The organism is Lysinibacillus sp. FJAT-14222, from assembly GCF_001278875.1.
GTDB classification, from domain to species: domain Bacteria; phylum Bacillota; class Bacilli; order Bacillales_A; family Planococcaceae; genus Lysinibacillus; species Lysinibacillus agricola.
In genome coordinates this window covers 125,417-141,947 of sequence record NZ_LIYL01000008.1, presented here as the reverse complement: position 1 = coordinate 141,947, position 16,531 = coordinate 125,417, and the positions used below count along the sequence as shown (strand labels likewise).

At 36.1% G+C, this 16,531-nt stretch carries 17 protein-coding genes; 4 read left to right on the top strand and 13 right to left on the bottom strand.

Going from position 1 to position 16,531, the window contains the following annotated elements:
- The first annotated feature begins 26 nt into the window (after window positions 1–26).
- A complete protein-coding gene (locus AN161_RS03590) occupies window positions 27–1,328 on the top strand; it encodes an acyl-CoA thioesterase/bile acid-CoA:amino acid N-acyltransferase family protein (RefSeq protein ID WP_053593003.1) in 1,302 nt (433 codons plus the stop codon).
- A gap of 195 nt (window positions 1,329–1,523) precedes the next feature.
- On the top strand, window positions 1,524–1,724 hold the full coding sequence (locus AN161_RS03585; RefSeq protein WP_053593002.1) for a hypothetical protein: 201 nt from the start codon (window positions 1,524–1,526) through the stop codon (window positions 1,722–1,724).
- A 116-nt stretch (window positions 1,725–1,840) separates the two neighbouring features.
- On the opposite strand, the gene AN161_RS03580 is transcribed toward AN161_RS03585, so the two are convergent.
- The 12 genes from AN161_RS03580 to AN161_RS03525 all read right to left on the bottom strand — a co-directional run bounded on the left by AN161_RS03580 (window position 1,841) and on the right by AN161_RS03525 (window position 13,844).
- The gene (locus tag AN161_RS03580; protein ID WP_053593026.1) at window positions 1,841–2,254 is read right to left on the bottom strand and encodes a GNAT family N-acetyltransferase; all 414 of its coding nucleotides are present in this window, start codon (window positions 2,252–2,254) and stop codon (window positions 1,841–1,843) included.
- A gap of 306 nt (window positions 2,255–2,560) precedes the next feature.
- On the bottom strand, window positions 2,561–2,884 hold the full coding sequence (locus AN161_RS03575) for a YnfA family protein (protein ID WP_053593001.1): 324 nt from the start codon (window positions 2,882–2,884) through the stop codon (window positions 2,561–2,563).
- Window positions 2,885–3,177: 293 nt separating this feature from the next.
- Window positions 3,178–4,047, bottom strand: a complete 870-nt coding sequence (locus AN161_RS03570; protein ID WP_053593000.1) for a LysR family transcriptional regulator — start codon at window positions 4,045–4,047, stop codon at window positions 3,178–3,180.
- A 157-nt stretch (window positions 4,048–4,204) separates the two neighbouring features.
- Window positions 4,205–5,152, bottom strand: a complete 948-nt coding sequence (locus tag AN161_RS03565) for an ABC transporter permease (protein ID WP_241774490.1) — start codon at window positions 5,150–5,152, stop codon at window positions 4,205–4,207.
- Window positions 5,121–6,044, bottom strand: a complete 924-nt coding sequence (locus tag AN161_RS03560) for an ABC transporter ATP-binding protein (RefSeq protein ID WP_053592998.1) — start codon at window positions 6,042–6,044, stop codon at window positions 5,121–5,123. The genes AN161_RS03565 and AN161_RS03560 overlap by 32 nt, the downstream gene beginning before the upstream one ends.
- A 5-nt stretch (window positions 6,045–6,049) precedes the next feature.
- Window positions 6,050–6,745, bottom strand: a complete 696-nt coding sequence (locus tag AN161_RS03555) for an ABC transporter ATP-binding protein (protein ID WP_053592997.1) — start codon at window positions 6,743–6,745, stop codon at window positions 6,050–6,052.
- Window positions 6,746–7,111 carry a GntR family transcriptional regulator gene (locus AN161_RS03550; RefSeq protein WP_053592996.1) on the bottom strand — a complete coding sequence of 122 codons (366 nt, stop codon included), beginning with the start codon at window positions 7,109–7,111 and terminating at the stop codon, window positions 6,746–6,748.
- Complete coding sequence (locus AN161_RS03545) at window positions 7,108–7,881, bottom strand: hypothetical protein (RefSeq protein ID WP_241774489.1); 774 nt, start codon at window positions 7,879–7,881, stop codon at window positions 7,108–7,110. Before AN161_RS03545 ends, AN161_RS03550 begins: the two co-directional genes overlap by 4 nt.
- A gap of 336 nt (window positions 7,882–8,217) precedes the next feature.
- Complete coding sequence (locus AN161_RS03540) at window positions 8,218–9,768, bottom strand: hydantoinase/oxoprolinase family protein (protein WP_053592995.1); 1,551 nt, start codon at window positions 9,766–9,768, stop codon at window positions 8,218–8,220.
- Window positions 9,761–10,864: a DUF917 domain-containing protein gene (locus AN161_RS03535; protein ID WP_053592994.1), complete on the bottom strand. Its 1,104-nt coding sequence runs from the start codon at window positions 10,862–10,864 to the stop codon at window positions 9,761–9,763. Before AN161_RS03535 ends, AN161_RS03540 begins: the two co-directional genes overlap by 8 nt.
- Window positions 10,861–12,129, bottom strand: coding sequence for a cytosine permease (locus AN161_RS03530; protein ID WP_053592993.1), 1,269 nt, complete (start codon window positions 12,127–12,129; stop codon window positions 10,861–10,863). The genes AN161_RS03535 and AN161_RS03530 overlap by 4 nt, the downstream gene beginning before the upstream one ends.
- 122 nt (window positions 12,130–12,251) lie before the next feature.
- Window positions 12,252–13,844: a PucR family transcriptional regulator gene (locus AN161_RS03525; protein WP_053592992.1), complete on the bottom strand. Its 1,593-nt coding sequence runs from the start codon at window positions 13,842–13,844 to the stop codon at window positions 12,252–12,254.
- 589 nt (window positions 13,845–14,433) lie between these two features.
- Here AN161_RS03525 and AN161_RS03520 point away from each other — a divergent pair.
- Window positions 14,434–15,066, top strand: coding sequence for a hypothetical protein (locus tag AN161_RS03520; RefSeq protein WP_053592991.1), 633 nt, complete (start codon window positions 14,434–14,436; stop codon window positions 15,064–15,066).
- Between the two features lie 24 nt (window positions 15,067–15,090).
- Here AN161_RS03520 and AN161_RS03515 read toward each other — a convergent pair whose 3' ends face one another.
- On the bottom strand, window positions 15,091–15,372 hold the full coding sequence (locus AN161_RS03515; protein WP_053592990.1) for a hypothetical protein: 282 nt from the start codon (window positions 15,370–15,372) through the stop codon (window positions 15,091–15,093).
- 147 nt (window positions 15,373–15,519) lie between these two features.
- On the opposite strand from AN161_RS03515, the gene AN161_RS30455 reads away from it, so the two are divergent.
- Window positions 15,520–15,762 (top strand): hypothetical protein, encoded by a 243-nt coding sequence (locus AN161_RS30455; protein ID WP_053592989.1) that lies wholly within the window; start codon window positions 15,520–15,522, stop codon window positions 15,760–15,762.
- The last annotated feature ends 769 nt before the right edge of the window (window positions 15,763–16,531 follow it).

Genomic DNA, 16,531 nt, shown 5'->3' with positions numbered 1-16,531 from the left:
GAAACTAATGCGGAAAAATTATAGAAATGGATGATAAAACGGTGGAATATAAAATAGCTGATGAATGGAATTTGCATGTTAGTCCCTCTGATTGTTTACTAAATACACCAATAAACATAAGTGTTCATGGGAAATATCCGGGTACACCATTTACACTAAAAGCGACAAAGACTTGTAACAATATAATATTTTCAAGTGAGGCTTCGTTTATTCTTGGTGAAAATGGCACTACTAATTTAAGTGAATCCGTTCCATTCAATGGTACTTATGCTGAGGCTAATAGCATGGGATTATTATGGTCAATGAGAAGGGTAAAGTATATTAGTGGTAGTACTGCGGATACATTTTATGACTTGTCTCCTATTAAAACAACATTAACCCTTGAGGTTAATAATGTATGTGTTTCGGAACAAACAATCATTCAACATCACCTTTCCGAGGATATTAAAATGGTGCCAATAAAAGAGAGTGGCTTTATTGGCACAGCTTTTGTTCCACAGAATAAAACAAATTTTGCTAGTATCATATTTTTGGATGGATCACAACGATTCCAATCTATAAAAGAAGCTGCACTACTAGCTTCAAATGGATATTGCACCTTATCAGTTTCATATTTGAAGTCCCATAAGCACACTCCTTCTCTTTCTCATATCCCTGTGGAAACCATCGGGAATGCGATTGAATGGTTAAATACAAGGGATTTTATTGTTAATAAGAAAATAGGAATAGTTGGTAAATCGAGAGGATCAGAGCTAGCCCTTCATGCTGCATCCATTTACCATGATATAGAAGCAATTATTTCTATTGCCGGTAGTGGAATTAGTTATCATGGATTAAAGGATAACTTAACTATGAACCTTCCGCCAGCATGGACATATCGTGGCAAACCCCTACCTTATGCGGCCCTCTATGCTCCTAAACTATCTGGCTATGCTCTCTACAAGCAACTCTCACAAAATAAGTCTGTATCTTTTCGTGATTGGTATGAAGAGTTAATTGCAGACAAAAAGGTTCTAGATTTAGCTACAATACCTGTAGAAAATATTAAAGGTTCACTTCTATTCATTTCTGGAGACGATGATCTGATGTGGGATAGTGCAAAGCTGTCTGGTATATCTATACAGCGACTAAACCGGTTTAAACACCCTTGGCCATTCAAACATGATATATATAGTCGAGCCGGTCATCGCATTGAACTACCGCATACCTATCATAACTATAACGAATCACCCTCACCTTTTTTGTATGGTGGAAATCAGTACTCGGATTTAAAAGCATCACATAATGCTTGGAATAAACTTGTTTTATTTTTAAATGAAGTTTTGTAAAGGATTAATGTAATTAAGGTTTAAAAAGGTATTTCCAGGAAATTAGGCGAATAGAATACTTTTTAATTAATATTATATTGCTTTTTCGTCTCGTGATTGTAGTGCTGACTTAGAAGGATTCAAGGATTTTAAAAAATTGTGCCACGCAAAAGAGTTAGGTATGTAAATGTAAATAAAAGAGGGAGAAGAAAAGAAGTGATGATTCTAAGTTTTCTTTTAACCAGTTGGATATTAAGTTGGTTCGGTTTTGACAAATTGTTTATTCAGGCATTTAAGGAGCTTTTTAAGAAAGAAGTTACAATTGCAAGTTATTATTTTGTATTTTTTGGTGTTGGTACAATTGGCGAATTGATTTTATTTTTCAATGGAAATTATGTAGAAAATTTATTTAACTAACAAAGAATTTTAGCTGGGGATGTATAGAAGTCTGGTATCATTCAAACATAATCATATCATGGGAGGCATCGATCTCACTAAACGCTTGGAAAATATCCAAGCGTTTTACTTTATATTTATTTATTTGAAATTCCAGACTGCATTTCGTAATTTCTAACGACCATTCCGTTTACTTTTATCATGCCAAACTTCTCATAATAAGGAACTAAATCATCATCACAACACAAATCAACCATATAAATATTATCAAGCTCTTTTAACATTTGTCTGACTAATTCCTTGCCAATACCTTTATTTTTATACGCTGGCAAAACTTCAAGGAACGGAATGTAGGCAGATAGAACCCCATCGCTAATCGCTGTTATAAATCCAACTACATGATTTGTATGATCGTCTAAAGCAATGACCACTTTACTACTGTTTTTTAACAGCTTTAAGTGAGTTTGTGGATTTGGTGGATTTGGCCAATCAACAAAAAAGCCATTCAACATATCATCCGAAATTCCATCAAGAGAATTTTTGTATATCATCATATATCAGCTCCTAAATTATTTTGAAATTTTTTAGGTAGATGATAGATATCAAAAATAAAGTAGCAAAATTGCGACCTCCAAACATTTTTGGGATTATTATAGATATTCGGTTCAAATTCTAAAAATCCTTCTTCTTTGTACTAATTCGGGATTGACCTTGATTAATGTTCTTATTCTCCTAGATATACTTCTATCAATAAAAAAGAACAGACCAATTCATATACGAGTACATTGGTCTGTTCTTTGATGTGATATTTACATTGATTCCACTACTTGTTTTTCAAAAGGTAACATTTTCTTCTATCATGAACGAGGTATTAAAATCACCAGAACACCAATCAAACAAATGCCTGCTCCAACGAAATCCAAGATGTCTGGTTTTTTCCCATCGATTCCCCATCCCCATAAAATGGAAAGGACAATAAAGACACCTCCATAGGCAGCGTAGACTCTTCCAAAGGTTGGAAAGGTTTGAAAAGTAGCAACAACCCCGTACAAAGCTAACGCAATACCACCTATTATTCCCCAATAAAATGGTTTACCTTCTCTTAACCAAAGCCAGATTAAATAGCCACCTCCAATTTCTCCAATTCCTGCGAGGATAAATAATAATGTTGCACCAATCATTTTTTTCACTCTTTCTATACGTTCTTTACGAGAAAATTTCAACATTTTCCAATCTATTATACATCGAAGCACATGCCATATCGCTTTTCTCCTGTATACCTCGTAAGCCTCGCAACTATTGAAATGAGAAATCTTACTTTTTTTTACAGAAGAATTGCGAAATTTTTATAGTAGCTATGTATTTCTATTTTCTTACTCCCTGTTAACTTCATGCTCAAATAGCTGACAATTGAACTTTAGACAATTAAAGGGGTGGATCTCGATTGCAGGGTGTTGAATTCTCTTCAGTTCCTCTAGTCTAATGCCAAACCTTTGTAGACAGATTGACAAATTGCTAAAAACGCCTCAATATCCGCTGATACATATTTCGCTAAAAAATAGGTACTCGAAACAATATGGGAAAATTCCTGCACCGAAAAGCTATGAAGCAATTGCTGGTGAGATTCAGCCTCGATCACACTCTTTGGTAAAAAGGCGATACCTAGTCCATGCTTGACAAAGTTTTTGATTACCTCTGTTTGATTTATTTGCATGCTTTTATAGCTTGGGAATTGCTGTAGTACTTGTTGTATGTCCTGCCAGTAAGGTGCATATTCATGCGTTAATATAGTTTCCTGCTGTAAAAGAGTATGTGCATCTGTCACTCTTTTTGATATCGGAGCGATCAAATGAAGTGGTTCCTGTGCGAGAAGGACTGTATGAATGTCACGTGTCGATGTCAATTTTGATAAACCGATATCTACTTTGCCTGCATATACCGCTTCCCCGATTTCATTGGACCTTAACAGCTCGATCGTTAATTGAATGGAGGGGTTTTGCTGCTGAAATGTATGAATGATTACTGGCAATGTAGAATTGGCAATTTGTGGTGCAACACCAATCGTTAACTGGGACGTATAGCCATTCAAAAAGGATACAGTATTTTGTAATCCTTCATCAATCGTTACTAGCATTTTCTCTGCGTGTTGAAGGAAGTGAGCACCGATATGATTTAACTTCACATGTTTCCCTTGTCGTTCAAAAAGTGTTGTTTGTAGTTCTTTTTCTAGATGTTGAATATGCTTCGATACTGTTGATTGGGTAATAAAAAGCTGTTCTGCCGTCTCACGAAAATTCTCTGTTTTCGCAGCAACAATAAAAGTTCGTAACCATTCTGTTTCCATAATTGTGCCTCTCTAGTTTTTCATTCATTATATCGAAATCTGTTAACGACGGACATCTCTTACCCGCGATTTTATCAGTTTTATCCGCGGTTCACCTTTAATTGCCCGCGAAACAGAAAAAACACGGTATGAAAACAAATTTCATACCGTGTCTTATTTACGCTGTTACATCACGTTTCATAAAGGATAGATAGCTGATCACAAGGAAAATTACAGCGTAAATCGCAAGAATTGTGAGTGAGAATGGCATTGTGATACCTTCTATCATTAGATTACCATTTTCATACTGGGTTAAATCAGAATGTGTTAGCCATATATATTTAACGATGTCATATCTGCTTAAGAACATCACAATCATTCCACCTGTAAAGGATAAGAACATCGTTAAACCAATCGCTAAAGAGCTTGAACGGAAAACTGAGCCCACTAAGAAAGCAAATAATATTGACATGACAAAGTCTCCGCCAGAAAGTAAATAGTGATATGCTAAATCATTCCATACGGCTTTTTCAACAATCTGACCGTTGACCATTTCTAACTCAACACCAGTTGGTCCACCAAATAGTATCAGTCCAACTAGAGCGCTTACGACTACATTGACAACAAATAAAAAGAGTCCAAATATGAAAGCTGTAAGTAATTTTGAAGTTAATATTTTTGCACGCGAAACTGGACGCGTTAATAGCATTTTAATCGTACCAGTAGAGAATTCACTAGATACAATACTTGCTGCTATAATAACTGTAAATAATGTCACTAAAGCCAGCATACTACCTGTAAATGACATAAAGCTTGCTACGCTTCCATCTTCTTGAGTCGGCATGTCATTTGCTAATCGATACTCAGAAATAGCAATTTGATCTTCAAAGTGTTTTTTATCCTCAGACGAAAAATCGTCACTTGCCAACATGTCTTTATAATTATTAATGGTCTGTTGTTCACTTTCCTTCCACGATATATCCTCTGTCATTTTTGTTTCATAGTATTTCATCATAATACCAGGACCAATAATAAAGAGAATTACTAGCGCGACCATCGCCCAAGTTCCTTTTTTATGCCATAATTTCATCCATTCATTTTGTATTAGCTTCAGCAATTTGGCCACCTCCTGTCATTTCTAAGAATTGATCCTCTAACGTTTTTTGATGTGGTTGTACGGCAAATAATTGAATTCCTTCATTGACAAATTGCGAAATTAGTTTTGGAATATCCTCTTTCTTTATTTCCACCACAAAACCATTATTCTCCGCAGCAAAGTTGTAATCGAGCTTTTGTAGGTGAGCTGCAACCTGATCATTTGGTGTAGCTTCAATATAATAAAACGAAGAAGTTTCAACGTTAATATCACGAATATCGATGAGTTTGCCATTTTGTATGACAGCCACTCGATCACACATTAACTCAATTTCGGATAATAAATGGCTCGAAACAAAAACAGATACCCCATCCTCAGCAGCGATTTTACGCAAATACATACGAAACTCACGAATACCTGCTGGATCTAGACCATTTGTTGGTTCATCTAAAATTAAAAATTTTGGTCGATGAAGTAGTGCCTGTGCGAGTCCTAAACGCTGACGCATCCCAAGTGAATACGTAGACACCTTTTCATGAATGCGTTTCTCAAGACCAACTTGTCGCACCACCTCTTCAATACGCTCTTTTGTGACATTTTTATGCATACGCGCAAAATGCAGTAAATTTTTATAGCCCGTCATAAATTTATACATTTCCGGATTTTCTACAATTACACCGACCTTACTAATCGCTTCCTCATAATTCTCCTGTAAGGAAAGGCCATCAATAATGACGTTCCCCTCTGTTGGATGCATAAGTCCAGTCATCATACGAATAGTCGTCGTTTTCCCTGCACCATTTGGTCCTAAAAATCCAGTGATTTGTCCTGGATATAAATCGATATTCAATTGCTGAATCAATTGCTTACCGCGAATGGTTTTTGATAAATTTTGCAATTGTACAATTGGTTGTGTTGTCATTGCTTTCACCCTTTCTTATAGTACGTCTTCATCCATTGCACAGCGTCCTTATTCGAAACATCTCGAATCGTCTCTACTTCCTCATGTGCAATAATCGAACCTTCTTGCAGTAAAATGATTTGATCTAAAATAGGCTCTACCTCATATAACTCATGCGTTGATAACAGTATTGTTTGGTTATCAATATCTGTAAATTGGATTAACCCTTTAATAAGCTGTTCACGAACAATTGGATCAAGACCAGAAAATGGCTCATCCATTAAATAAAAAGGTACTTCTCGCCCAAGGGTTGCGGCCATTTTCATTCGACCACGGTTCCCCTTTGATAATTGCCGTAGTTTCGTATTTTTATCAACCTGTAAAAACTCTGCAACGATACATGCCTTATCATACGAAAAATCTTCGAATTGAGAGGCATAATGCTGAAAAAGCTGCTCACCTGTGTAAAAATCAAAAAATAAATCAATATCTGGTAAATAAGCCATTTTATCAGCACTTCTGCGTGTTACAGGCGTTCCATTTAGCAACACCTCACCATTAGATGGACGTAATAAGCCTGCCAACACTTTTAATAGTGTCGACTTGCCACTACCATTTTCTCCGACAAGCCCAATGATTTGGCCAACTGGAAAGGAATAAGACACATCTTGTAGAATTGGCTTTTTCATATAACGAAAAGAAACATTTGATAGCTGTAGCATTTATTTCACCTCACGATTTTTTTGTAAAACAACGAGCATCTCTTCCTTTGAAAACCCAAGTGCTTCAATGGAAGTTAAAAAATTATCTGCTAATTGGTTTTTCATATCTTCTCGTAAAAGCACAATTCGCTGTTCATTGGTTGTAATAAATGTACCTTGACCTCGTTTGGTTTCCGTTATATTCATTGCTTCTAACTCCTTATACACGCGTTGCACAGTATTTACGTTGACACCTGTTTCTACTGCATACTCTCGAACCGAAGGAAGTCGATCCCCAAGCACTAGCTTCCCTTTCAAAATGTCCCCACATATCCGATCGACGAGCTGGCTATATATGGGCTTATCACGTGAAAAGTCGATTGTCATCGTAAAACCACCTTTTCAAGCCACTTTGTCGCTATGAAAAATAAGATCGCTACAAAAATGATTGTTGCTACTTCTTCTACGACATACATTGTGCCCCAGTTGAACTGAAATGATGGTAACCGTGGGAAAAATTGCTCCAGAAACGTTAAACGAATTCCTATATGATGGAAAATTTTATCATAAAATTTACTTCCTGTAAATTTCACCCATTCATTCATACTAATGAAAAAGGCCACCATCGTGATCACAATGGAAAAACTTCCAATAAAGTGTTTCATTTGGAGATTCAAGGCTAAAAATAGTAGCAGTATCACAAACATTATCAATTGAAGAAAAACAATAATGGCTACAAAAAATAAAATTAATAAAAGCAATTGTGCGAAGTTCCCTATAATTGCATCTTTGACTTTGTAAATAACTATACTCACAAAGATAAAATTAAAGATCGCGTAACCAATTATGGAAAATACGATTTTCACACCTACAAGCTGTGCAATGGAGCTAGTTGAATGCAGCCATATCTCTTTGTTCTTTATGTCATGACGCATACTCGCTAGGAATTGTAATATCGAAAAAAATCCACCTAAGACAAGTACTAGTATCGAGAGGGCAAATGACGACTGACTCTCCCACGCAAATCCACCACTAAACCGCCTTATTAAATATGGAACTACCATTGACAGCATGATCCCTATAAAAACCCCTACAAATAGCCATGTCCTATAGAGCACCCATTCCTTTTTTAAAAGCCCTGCAAATTTTTTCAACATAAACACCTCGTGTCATAGTGTACTAGTTGAATAGTACACTATGACTTTTATGTTTGCAAGTATTAACTACAAAAAAAAAGGAAGAACCTTAAAATAAGGGCTCTTCCTTTATGAATTTAAGTTGAATAAAGTATGCATCTTCAGCAAAGTGAGGGGTGATTTCAGTTCCAGGCTACTCGCTTTCCTGTGGGCGAGCGTCGAGCCGCTTCCTCCGCTAAAGGAACAAGGCTAAATGCGTCACGTCCTGTGACAATGCCTTCGTGACCAACATCATGTTGGCCTCAGGGTCTCGCCTGTCCCGCTTTCCCATGGGAGTCGAGTAGCCTTCCACTCCAATCAACCCATTTTCCCAACAACTTTAACCTTTAATCTCGTCGCATTTTCAGGGTGATACGCAAGGGGCGTTTCTTCTACTTCCACTAACTCAATCGTCTCAGCAAGAGCCCCTGCTAAAACAGCTTGTTTCACTGCTTTTTCTTGAGCATCCTTCAATGACATCTCACGTGGCTCTTTTGAATAAATATAAATCTGTTCATATTGACCACTAATTTGAGCGATGGACGCACCAATCGCATTTGCAACAGTCCCATTTTCAAATTTAACAATATCGGAGACGCCTCGAAGAGTATCTGGAACAATAATAGTACCTCCACCTACTAATACAAGTTGAACATCTTCTGATGAAATTTTCATTTTATCGATGGCTTGCTCAATTAACGATGATATTTCTAATTGAGCTTCTTTTGCGAACTCTTCATCAATATGCGCTACTAAGCTACTATCACCAACATTAGCTAAACCAAGACGAACAGCAATATCTGTAGTCGTAAGAGTATTCCCTCCAAAAACAAGTGCTTCTTCAGCGATTTTGAACCCAACGCTATCAGGTCCAACCGTAATTTTCCCGTTATTTTCTCGGACAATACTGCCCCCACCTAGCCCAACAGAAATAATATCTGGCATTCTAAAATTTGTGCGAATATCCCCTACTTCTACTGCTACAGAAGATTCCCTTGGAAATCCATCCTGTAAGACCCCAATATCAGAGGTCGTTCCACCAACATCTAAAACCATCGTATCTTTGATTTTTGCTAAATAAGAAGCGCCACGTATGCTGTTCGTCGGTCCGCATGCAATCGTTAAAATCGGGAATTGTTTAGCATAATCGATTGACATTAAAGTTCCATCATTTTGGCATAAATAGACTTTGGCATTGTAAATCTCTTCACCTTCTAACGCATGAACAAAGCCTGTCGTTGTCGTTTCAATTACTTTGCATAATGCCGCATTTAAAATGGTTGCATTTTCACGTTCTATTAAACCTACTGAGCCAATTAACGACGAACAGGAAATGGGGAATTCTTCTCCATACACTTCTTGTATTAGACTGCGAACCCGTATCTCTTGATCATTTTTAATGGAGGAAAAGACGCCAACTATCGCTATGGAGTCCACTTTTTCACGCCAGTCTTCAAGAAGCGATTGAATTTCGCCTTCATCAAGCTCGCCTAAAAGTTGACCATCGTATTCATAACCACCATGGACTAAGGCATAATTTCCTGATAGTTTTTCAATCATATCTTTTGGCCATGCAGTATATGGAAGTACAGAGGCGGTAGCAGGATATCCAAGACGGATTACACCGACTTTCGCTAATTTTTTACGCTCTACAATGGCATTTGTACATTGTGTTGTTCCTAACATTGCATGCGTAATTTTCGTTTTATCAATGTTCGATTCTTGTAATAGGTTTCGTAAAGCTGTTTCAATACCAGTTTTAATATCTACACTCGTTGGCGATTTAACACTATGAACGAGATTGCTATGTTCATCTAAAATAATGGCATCCGTATTCGTCCCACCAACATCGATTCCAATCTTATACATGTTCAGCTACCACCTTTTTAACCAATTCCTCAATTGGAGCATAATCGTAATCATAACCAAAATAGTTTGGACCTACTGTTTCTATTCCTTTATCAGTCCGCCATTTTTCATTAGCCGGCAATCCAATTACTCTGATACGCTTACCGTATTTTAAACTTTCCGTTGTCACTGGCAATAAAGTTTCATAATCTACTAAACAAATTAAATCAGGGGTCATTGCGACAACTTGATCATTTTTCTCAGCAATTAGATTTTCATTTTGAAAATGAACTTTCATATTTTCATTTTTATTGACTTCCATACCTTCCAAATTCATTTTTCCAAGGTTAAATCCACCCTTCGTTTCTCGAATTACATCGACAATTTTACCTTGAAATAATTCATAGCCTGAAACTAGCTGTAATAATTCATGTAATTTTTCTTTTACATTTCTATTTTTGGAAGCAATAATTTCACCAATTTTTTCTGAAAGGGTAATAATATGATGAACGCCGCTCTTTTTAATCTGAGCTCCAGTCGTTGGGTACAAGCTAATTAAAGAGCTAGCGCCCATTTCAACCGTTGCTGAACGTGCTATGCGTTCTGTCCATTTATTATTAATCGTTTCAAAAATCCCGATATTTCCCTTTTCATCTGTAATAGCCATCGGTGTTGCAGATATCCCATCTAAATTAAAGGTCACCATTTGCAACTCTGGAAATGCACGCCCCATGCCATCACAGTCAATGAGAGGGATATCTAGTTGTGCCGCTACGACAATCGGGATCATCGAATTCACACCGCCTGCTTCCATTGGAAATGTTCCTGTAATCTTTTCTTTTCCAATATACTTCGCAAGTTTTTGAAAAACTTTAACAAACTCATCTCCTCGTGGAAATTTCTCCACTAAAACAGAAGGTGCACCCATCATAGCTGCTGGGATGAAAAAGTCATCATCTTCAATTTCATCCACTGAATATAATTTTACTGGTCCATTTTTTTCAATGGCAGAAAGAGCCATCATTTTCCCGATATAAGGGTCACCCCCTCCGCCTGTTCCTAAAAAGGCGGCTCCAATCGCAATATGTTCAATAGCTTCTTTATCTAAATATCTCATCTATTTTCCTCCAATATGACAGTCTTTTGCATTGATATTCGATAACCTAAATAATAAATGACAAATGAAATGACAATTCCAATTAGAGGTTGATTCGGTAATTGTGACATGCTTGGGAATAACGATAAAACAACCGGAAAACTAGCAATAACTGCCCCAACTAGCCACGAGAAAACACCTAAACGATTGACACCGTCTACTTCCTTCCAGCTTGATTTATCCCCTTTATTCATTACCCAATAAGAGGCAATCATAACGCCAGCAACTGGTGGAATCATCGCTGATAAAATCGACATAATCGGTGTAAAGTAATTTAAAATACCGATCACGGCAAGTACAGTCCCAACCGTTCCAGCTATGCCAATTGCCATTTTTTCTTTGTCCTTCGAAACGTTAAAAACATTAATTAAGGCGATTCCTCCTGATATTGCATTCACCAAATTGGTTTTCCATGTAGCTAAAATCAAAGCGATACCACCGATTAATGGAGTAACAATATTCAGAAAGACTGCCGTAATATCACTTGTTTGATAAGCGATTGTTAAAACGGCTCCCACACCAATCATCAATACTCCAGCTGGAATGATGCCAAATGTCGCTGCTTTAAAAACATCCGAGCGTTTTTTGGAATATTGGGAATAATCACCCGCGATTACTGCTCCAAGTGCAAATGAGCCGATCGTTATAGCTAGTCCATCCGAAAAACTCATGTTATTTTTAGGTTTGTAGTCCATGATAAGCTGTAAAGTGTCTCCAGATAACGCTTGCACTAAACCTAGTAGACAAATGACAATTAAGAAAGGAACTGCAATATAACTTAAGACACGTAGCACTTTGATACCATAAACAGCTGAAATTACCATCACCAAACCACTAAGTAAAGAAGCTATGGGAATAGGTACATTCATATCATACGCTGCTAACAAATTTGCTAGTGCAACTCCGCAAACATTGGCTTGAATGCCAAACCAGCCTAAGCAAGCAATCGCCAAAATAATAGAAAGAATCGTCCGTGATCCTTTTTTACCAAACACTTGTCCTGCGACATGAACGGTTGGCTTTCCTAGATCACTGCTTTGCATTCCTTGAAAAATCATAATGATTACTACAATTGCATATCCAACAAAAGAAACGGCTAATGCCTTCGTTAAACCCATACCCGAAATCAATGTATTCCCAACTAATAAGCTTGGTATACAAATCATTGCGCCTGCCCAAATAATCCCTAAACTATACCAAGACTGACTTTGTTCATCTTTCCCCATATCGTCCCCTCCTTTTATTAATTAATGTTTTTTATTATAAAAGAAGGGATAGGCGTGCGTCTTTTTCAAAAATGAAAAAAAAGTCTGAATTTTTATCTTTTTTGACAAAAATCCAGACTTTTCTAACCATTTATTAGGCGATAGATCATGCAGGCCATATATACATCGTAAAATTCCGAATAAAGAGTTACATCATTTCCAATTAGTTCACTAATTTTTTTGATACGATACTTCACTGTATTTTTGTGAATGAATAAATTTTTCCCACATTCATCAAAACTACCATTTGCATCTAAAAGAAAAGCCATTAATGTATTGAGGGACTCTTTATCATTTGAAATCGGCTCAATAACGGAAAGAGATTCTTCAATCATTTCTTCTCCCTGTTTACTTAAATCAATGGCCCGCTTCATCGATCGGAGTTCAGCGGCTGTAAACAATTTTCGCATTGGATAGATGGTATGGACTTTTTTTCCGACTTGATTCACCAATTGATACATTTGACGTACAGCCTTAGTATTTTTCATTTTCGGAGAGTATACGACTTCTGATATTTGCGAGAAGTAATTAGTCGTTTCAATAAACTCGGTAGCAATCTCAAATTCATTTAATTTATGTAAGCCATTTCCTAAAAGAACAATCATGCAATGGTCAATACATTGAATCACTCTTGTTTGATAATACTTTGAAAGTTGATCTTCCAGTTCTCCCCTAATTTTCTTCTCTTCTGATACATCGTTAATATAAATTAACCACATCATTTGAATAGCAGAAACATCGATATTTAGCATGTTAGCTAATCTTCGCATTTTGTCACTTTCATCATTAATAATGGCTTTTACTAATGCATATTCACTAACTTCATCGTGTTTGTTTCCCCAAAGATTAATGGCCACTTGGACAACTTCACTTATTTTTTCAATGGTCTTTGCTGGTAATGGTGTGTTCTCTTTAATAACAAACAACAGTAGCTGTTCTCCATTTTTTTGCTGAATACTTTTATATTCAACGACACACGTCAAGTCGCTTCTTTGTAATTCTAGTTTTCCCTTTTCCTTATTCAGATGACCGTGTGAAAATTCCTGTATGACTTGCCAAACATCTAAAGATGAATTTCTAGGCCACATCACTTGGTTGACAATATCAAAACTACTATTAGTCAGTACAATATTAGCTTTCAGGCGATCAGATAGCATTTTCAGTGTGATTTCTACACTTTGTAAATGTTCTGGTAGCAAGGAAACCTTTTCTAAAGTTTCCTTCACAAACTGATCATTGACAGCCTGATTACTAACTATCGCTTCCATCACTTCATAAATGACTTCATTATAACGTAGAGAGTAATCATTTTTAGGCATACAAATAATGATAAAACCTTGAGAGTCTGCTAATTGCAGTACCTCCTCTGGAATTTCAGGCAAAACAATTCCCACATAATATAAAATAAGGCCAAGTTCGCCAAGATCATGTAAGTGTTGGATGGTTTTACATTGTTGTTCAACACTATCTCTAATTGAATAAAAAGAGCTAATGACTAGCTCTTCCGCATACCACTCTTCCTGAACGGATTGAATAATCGTAGATAAAAAATCTACATTCGAAACTTCTAACACAGATAAAGAGGAGACCGTACGATTAAGGTTGATTTTACCCGTTAAAACTTCTGCCCCTCTAAATGACGGCAATTGTAGTAAATCATTTACCGTTACCCCCATTTTCCTTCACCACTGCTTCTCGTTATATTTTTTATGTACTACCAGGTGTGCTTCCCATAGCGTTAACAAGCCTTGCTAAAAATATGGAACCGTATTCTTATGAAGAAGAATACCACATTCCCTGTTTTTGAAGAAGAGATAGGGAAAAACGGGGGTCATTCGCTAAACTTGTAAATTTGATGGGTTTAATAAATGGACATTTCCAAATAATTGGTATGAATGGATTAGTAGAACCCCATGAACCAACAATGTATAAAATCTTGCATACACAATAATTAGTTAGAAATGGTAGTAGTAACAAGGGTTTATTTTTGCCATTACTGCCTATTGTATTGTTATTTACTGTTTTCTTAAAAACCAAGTGTAGGAAACATACTGTTGAATTCATTTGGCTTATTTTTCTGGTTTTTTTCTTTTTTTTAAAAGAAGATTAGGAGTAAAAATAGCAATTATAGAGATAAAAAAAGTCTAAATGCTATTGAATTTGCTTTGAACTTATAATTAATTTCATTAAATGGTTGATTTTAATATTAATACTACACTTTATATAATAAATGTACATCAAAAATTATTAAAGGAGTGGTATATTATGGCAGTTATCAATGGTAATACGGATTTCAATTTGAAACTAACACGTTCTGGCAAAAAAGGAATTAATGTTGCTTGGAGCAAAAAGGGTGGTATTGGTTACAACGGTAAAGTGGAGATCTTCCGTGCGGACGGCAAACTAGTATACACGAAAGATTATTCTCAAACTACTGCAAGTGGTTCATTTGTGTACGATTGCGAGTATCTTAGTGAGTATAAAGTGCATATTAAATCTAATAATGGTAATACCTATGACTTCGCTTATATCCCAGTACACCTTACAACAGTAGAGGTTAAAACGTACACTTACACGGCTGATGATGTTAAAGCATACCAAGATAAAGGTCTTTTAGGGCTTGCTTCAATGGTTATTATTGGAGTTACTATGACTATAACTAGTGCAGTTTTAACAATCGCCTTTGGTGTATCGGACGCTACGACTACTCGTGTTAGTTTCCCAGCGCCGCGAGTAGGAGATACAATGACAACTACGCTTACGCCAAAAACAGGCGGATTTGAAACAACGCTTGTATATAATCAAAAAGCATACACGGATTCTTCGGGTAATAAACAGTCGGCGGCGACTTATAAAATGAATCCTGTTTTCAAAAAATACCTTGTATACCCACGATAATGATTAAAAATGGGCGCTTATTTATTAAGCGCCTTTTTTAAATCTAATAAAGTTGTAGTAAAAATCAGCGGCAGTAAGGATAAATATAAAAAATGCGAACTTAGAAGTTAATGACGGCAATGGAAAAGCTACATCTCTAATACCTATTAGCCAAAGTGCAGTCGATATAAAAACTATGGCATCCATCAACATAGATAAAGGGCGTTTTTTATCTTTGTAGAAAAAATTAAACAAAACTAATCTTACTAATAGTGGAATTGTCAGAAAAAAAGAGTAGATTACTGAAAGCGCTTCGAGTCCCTCCACAATATCACCCCTTTGTTAATTATCGTATTAAGGTATAAGTATACAGTATAATAAGATTAATAAAACGAGAATATACATTCCTAAAAGGAGGGTCAAGTTACAAGTGTTGAAAAAAACACTTGTAATGGAACAATTAAAGTAACTTATATGGTAAAAGCAAAGGATGCAGGGAAAAAAGGCATTGTAATTGGATACGAGTGGCCAAGTAATTATCAATTAAGTGATAGTTATTCTACAGGAGTTGCTAATAGTGTCGATTCTCATACCATTACGATTCCCAAACCAAAAGTTAATGCTATTGGAACTCAAAATGTAGTGGCTAAACTTACTGGTAGATATACAGAAACCAAACAACTTAAGTCAGTATTTAACTATCCCTCAACAGGGTAACCGAATACAAAACAATTTCAAAAGTAGATGCTATCGCTGAATATATAGTAGTTGGAGGTCTTGGTGTTGGTGTGAAGTTTATGAAAAATAATTCTATTGCATTTATAACAAGAACCCTTTAGGCAGGATTTACTACTCATTAGTTTTTACATGAAGGCCACTCGAAGAATACCAAGTTTCAACTTTATAGTATTGTCCTACCACTCTAGGAGGGAATCCAGATATTACTCCAATTGATTTAAGTCCATTGAATTTCGGTTAAGTTTAGCCTAAAATTTTCTGTTTTTCTGATGACATGATATAATCAGTCGTAAATCAGGGGTTGGGACTATCCTTTTGAAATCGTAGAGAAAAATTCAGCAAATTAGCAAAGATAAAAATTGATTCAGATGTTTTGTCTGTTAAACAAAACAATCACACTTTCTTATCTTAATTTTAGTTACGGGATCTCTGCCATTTATAAATCCTGGGGATGTTCTTTCGTTTACAAATGATAGTCCTACAAAGGCTGGGGATATCACTATTTTATTTTTAGTTTATTTTAAATATTCATTCGCACTTTGACTACATTATGTAAAAAGATTACTCTGTTAAAGCTGAAAAGCTGTCACAACAAGGTTTATCTTTCATTGAGAATTAGATGGAACATATACAGTTTGAATTGAATTTGGAATTTCATTATAGGCATTAAGGAGTTCTCCCTGTTTGCACCTCAAAAGGAACCCGTTATATTGTGGATAGGGTGCTACAATGGTCGGCATTGGTAAAA

Coding starts and splice junctions, on each gene's coding strand:
- AN161_RS03590 (WP_053593003.1), top strand. CDS start 27: ATGGATGATAAAACGGTGGAATATAAAATAGCTGATGAATGGAATTTG.
- AN161_RS03580 (WP_053593026.1), bottom strand. CDS start 2,254: ATGATATACAAAAATTCTCTTGATGGAATTTCGGATGATATGTTGAAT.
- AN161_RS03575 (WP_053593001.1), bottom strand. CDS start 2,884: ATGATTGGTGCAACATTATTATTTATCCTCGCAGGAATTGGAGAAATT.
- AN161_RS03570 (WP_053593000.1), bottom strand. CDS start 4,047: ATGGAAACAGAATGGTTACGAACTTTTATTGTTGCTGCGAAAACAGAG.
- AN161_RS03560 (WP_053592998.1), bottom strand. CDS start 6,044: ATGACAACACAACCAATTGTACAATTGCAAAATTTATCAAAAACCATT.
- AN161_RS03555 (WP_053592997.1), bottom strand. CDS start 6,745: ATGCTACAGCTATCAAATGTTTCTTTTCGTTATATGAAAAAGCCAATT.
- AN161_RS03550 (WP_053592996.1), bottom strand. CDS start 7,111: ATGACAATCGACTTTTCACGTGATAAGCCCATATATAGCCAGCTCGTC.
- AN161_RS03545 (WP_241774489.1), bottom strand. CDS start 7,881: ATGTTGAAAAAATTTGCAGGGCTTTTAAAAAAGGAATGGGTGCTCTAT.
- AN161_RS03540 (WP_053592995.1), bottom strand. CDS start 9,768: ATGTATAAGATTGGAATCGATGTTGGTGGGACGAATACGGATGCCATT.
- AN161_RS03535 (WP_053592994.1), bottom strand. CDS start 10,864: ATGAGATATTTAGATAAAGAAGCTATTGAACATATTGCGATTGGAGCC.
- AN161_RS03530 (WP_053592993.1), bottom strand. CDS start 12,129: ATGGGGAAAGATGAACAAAGTCAGTCTTGGTATAGTTTAGGGATTATT.
- AN161_RS03525 (WP_053592992.1), bottom strand. CDS start 13,844: ATGGGGGTAACGGTAAATGATTTACTACAATTGCCGTCATTTAGAGGG.
- AN161_RS03520 (WP_053592991.1), top strand. CDS start 14,434: ATGGCAGTTATCAATGGTAATACGGATTTCAATTTGAAACTAACACGT.
- AN161_RS30455 (WP_053592989.1), top strand. CDS start 15,520: ATGGTAAAAGCAAAGGATGCAGGGAAAAAAGGCATTGTAATTGGATAC.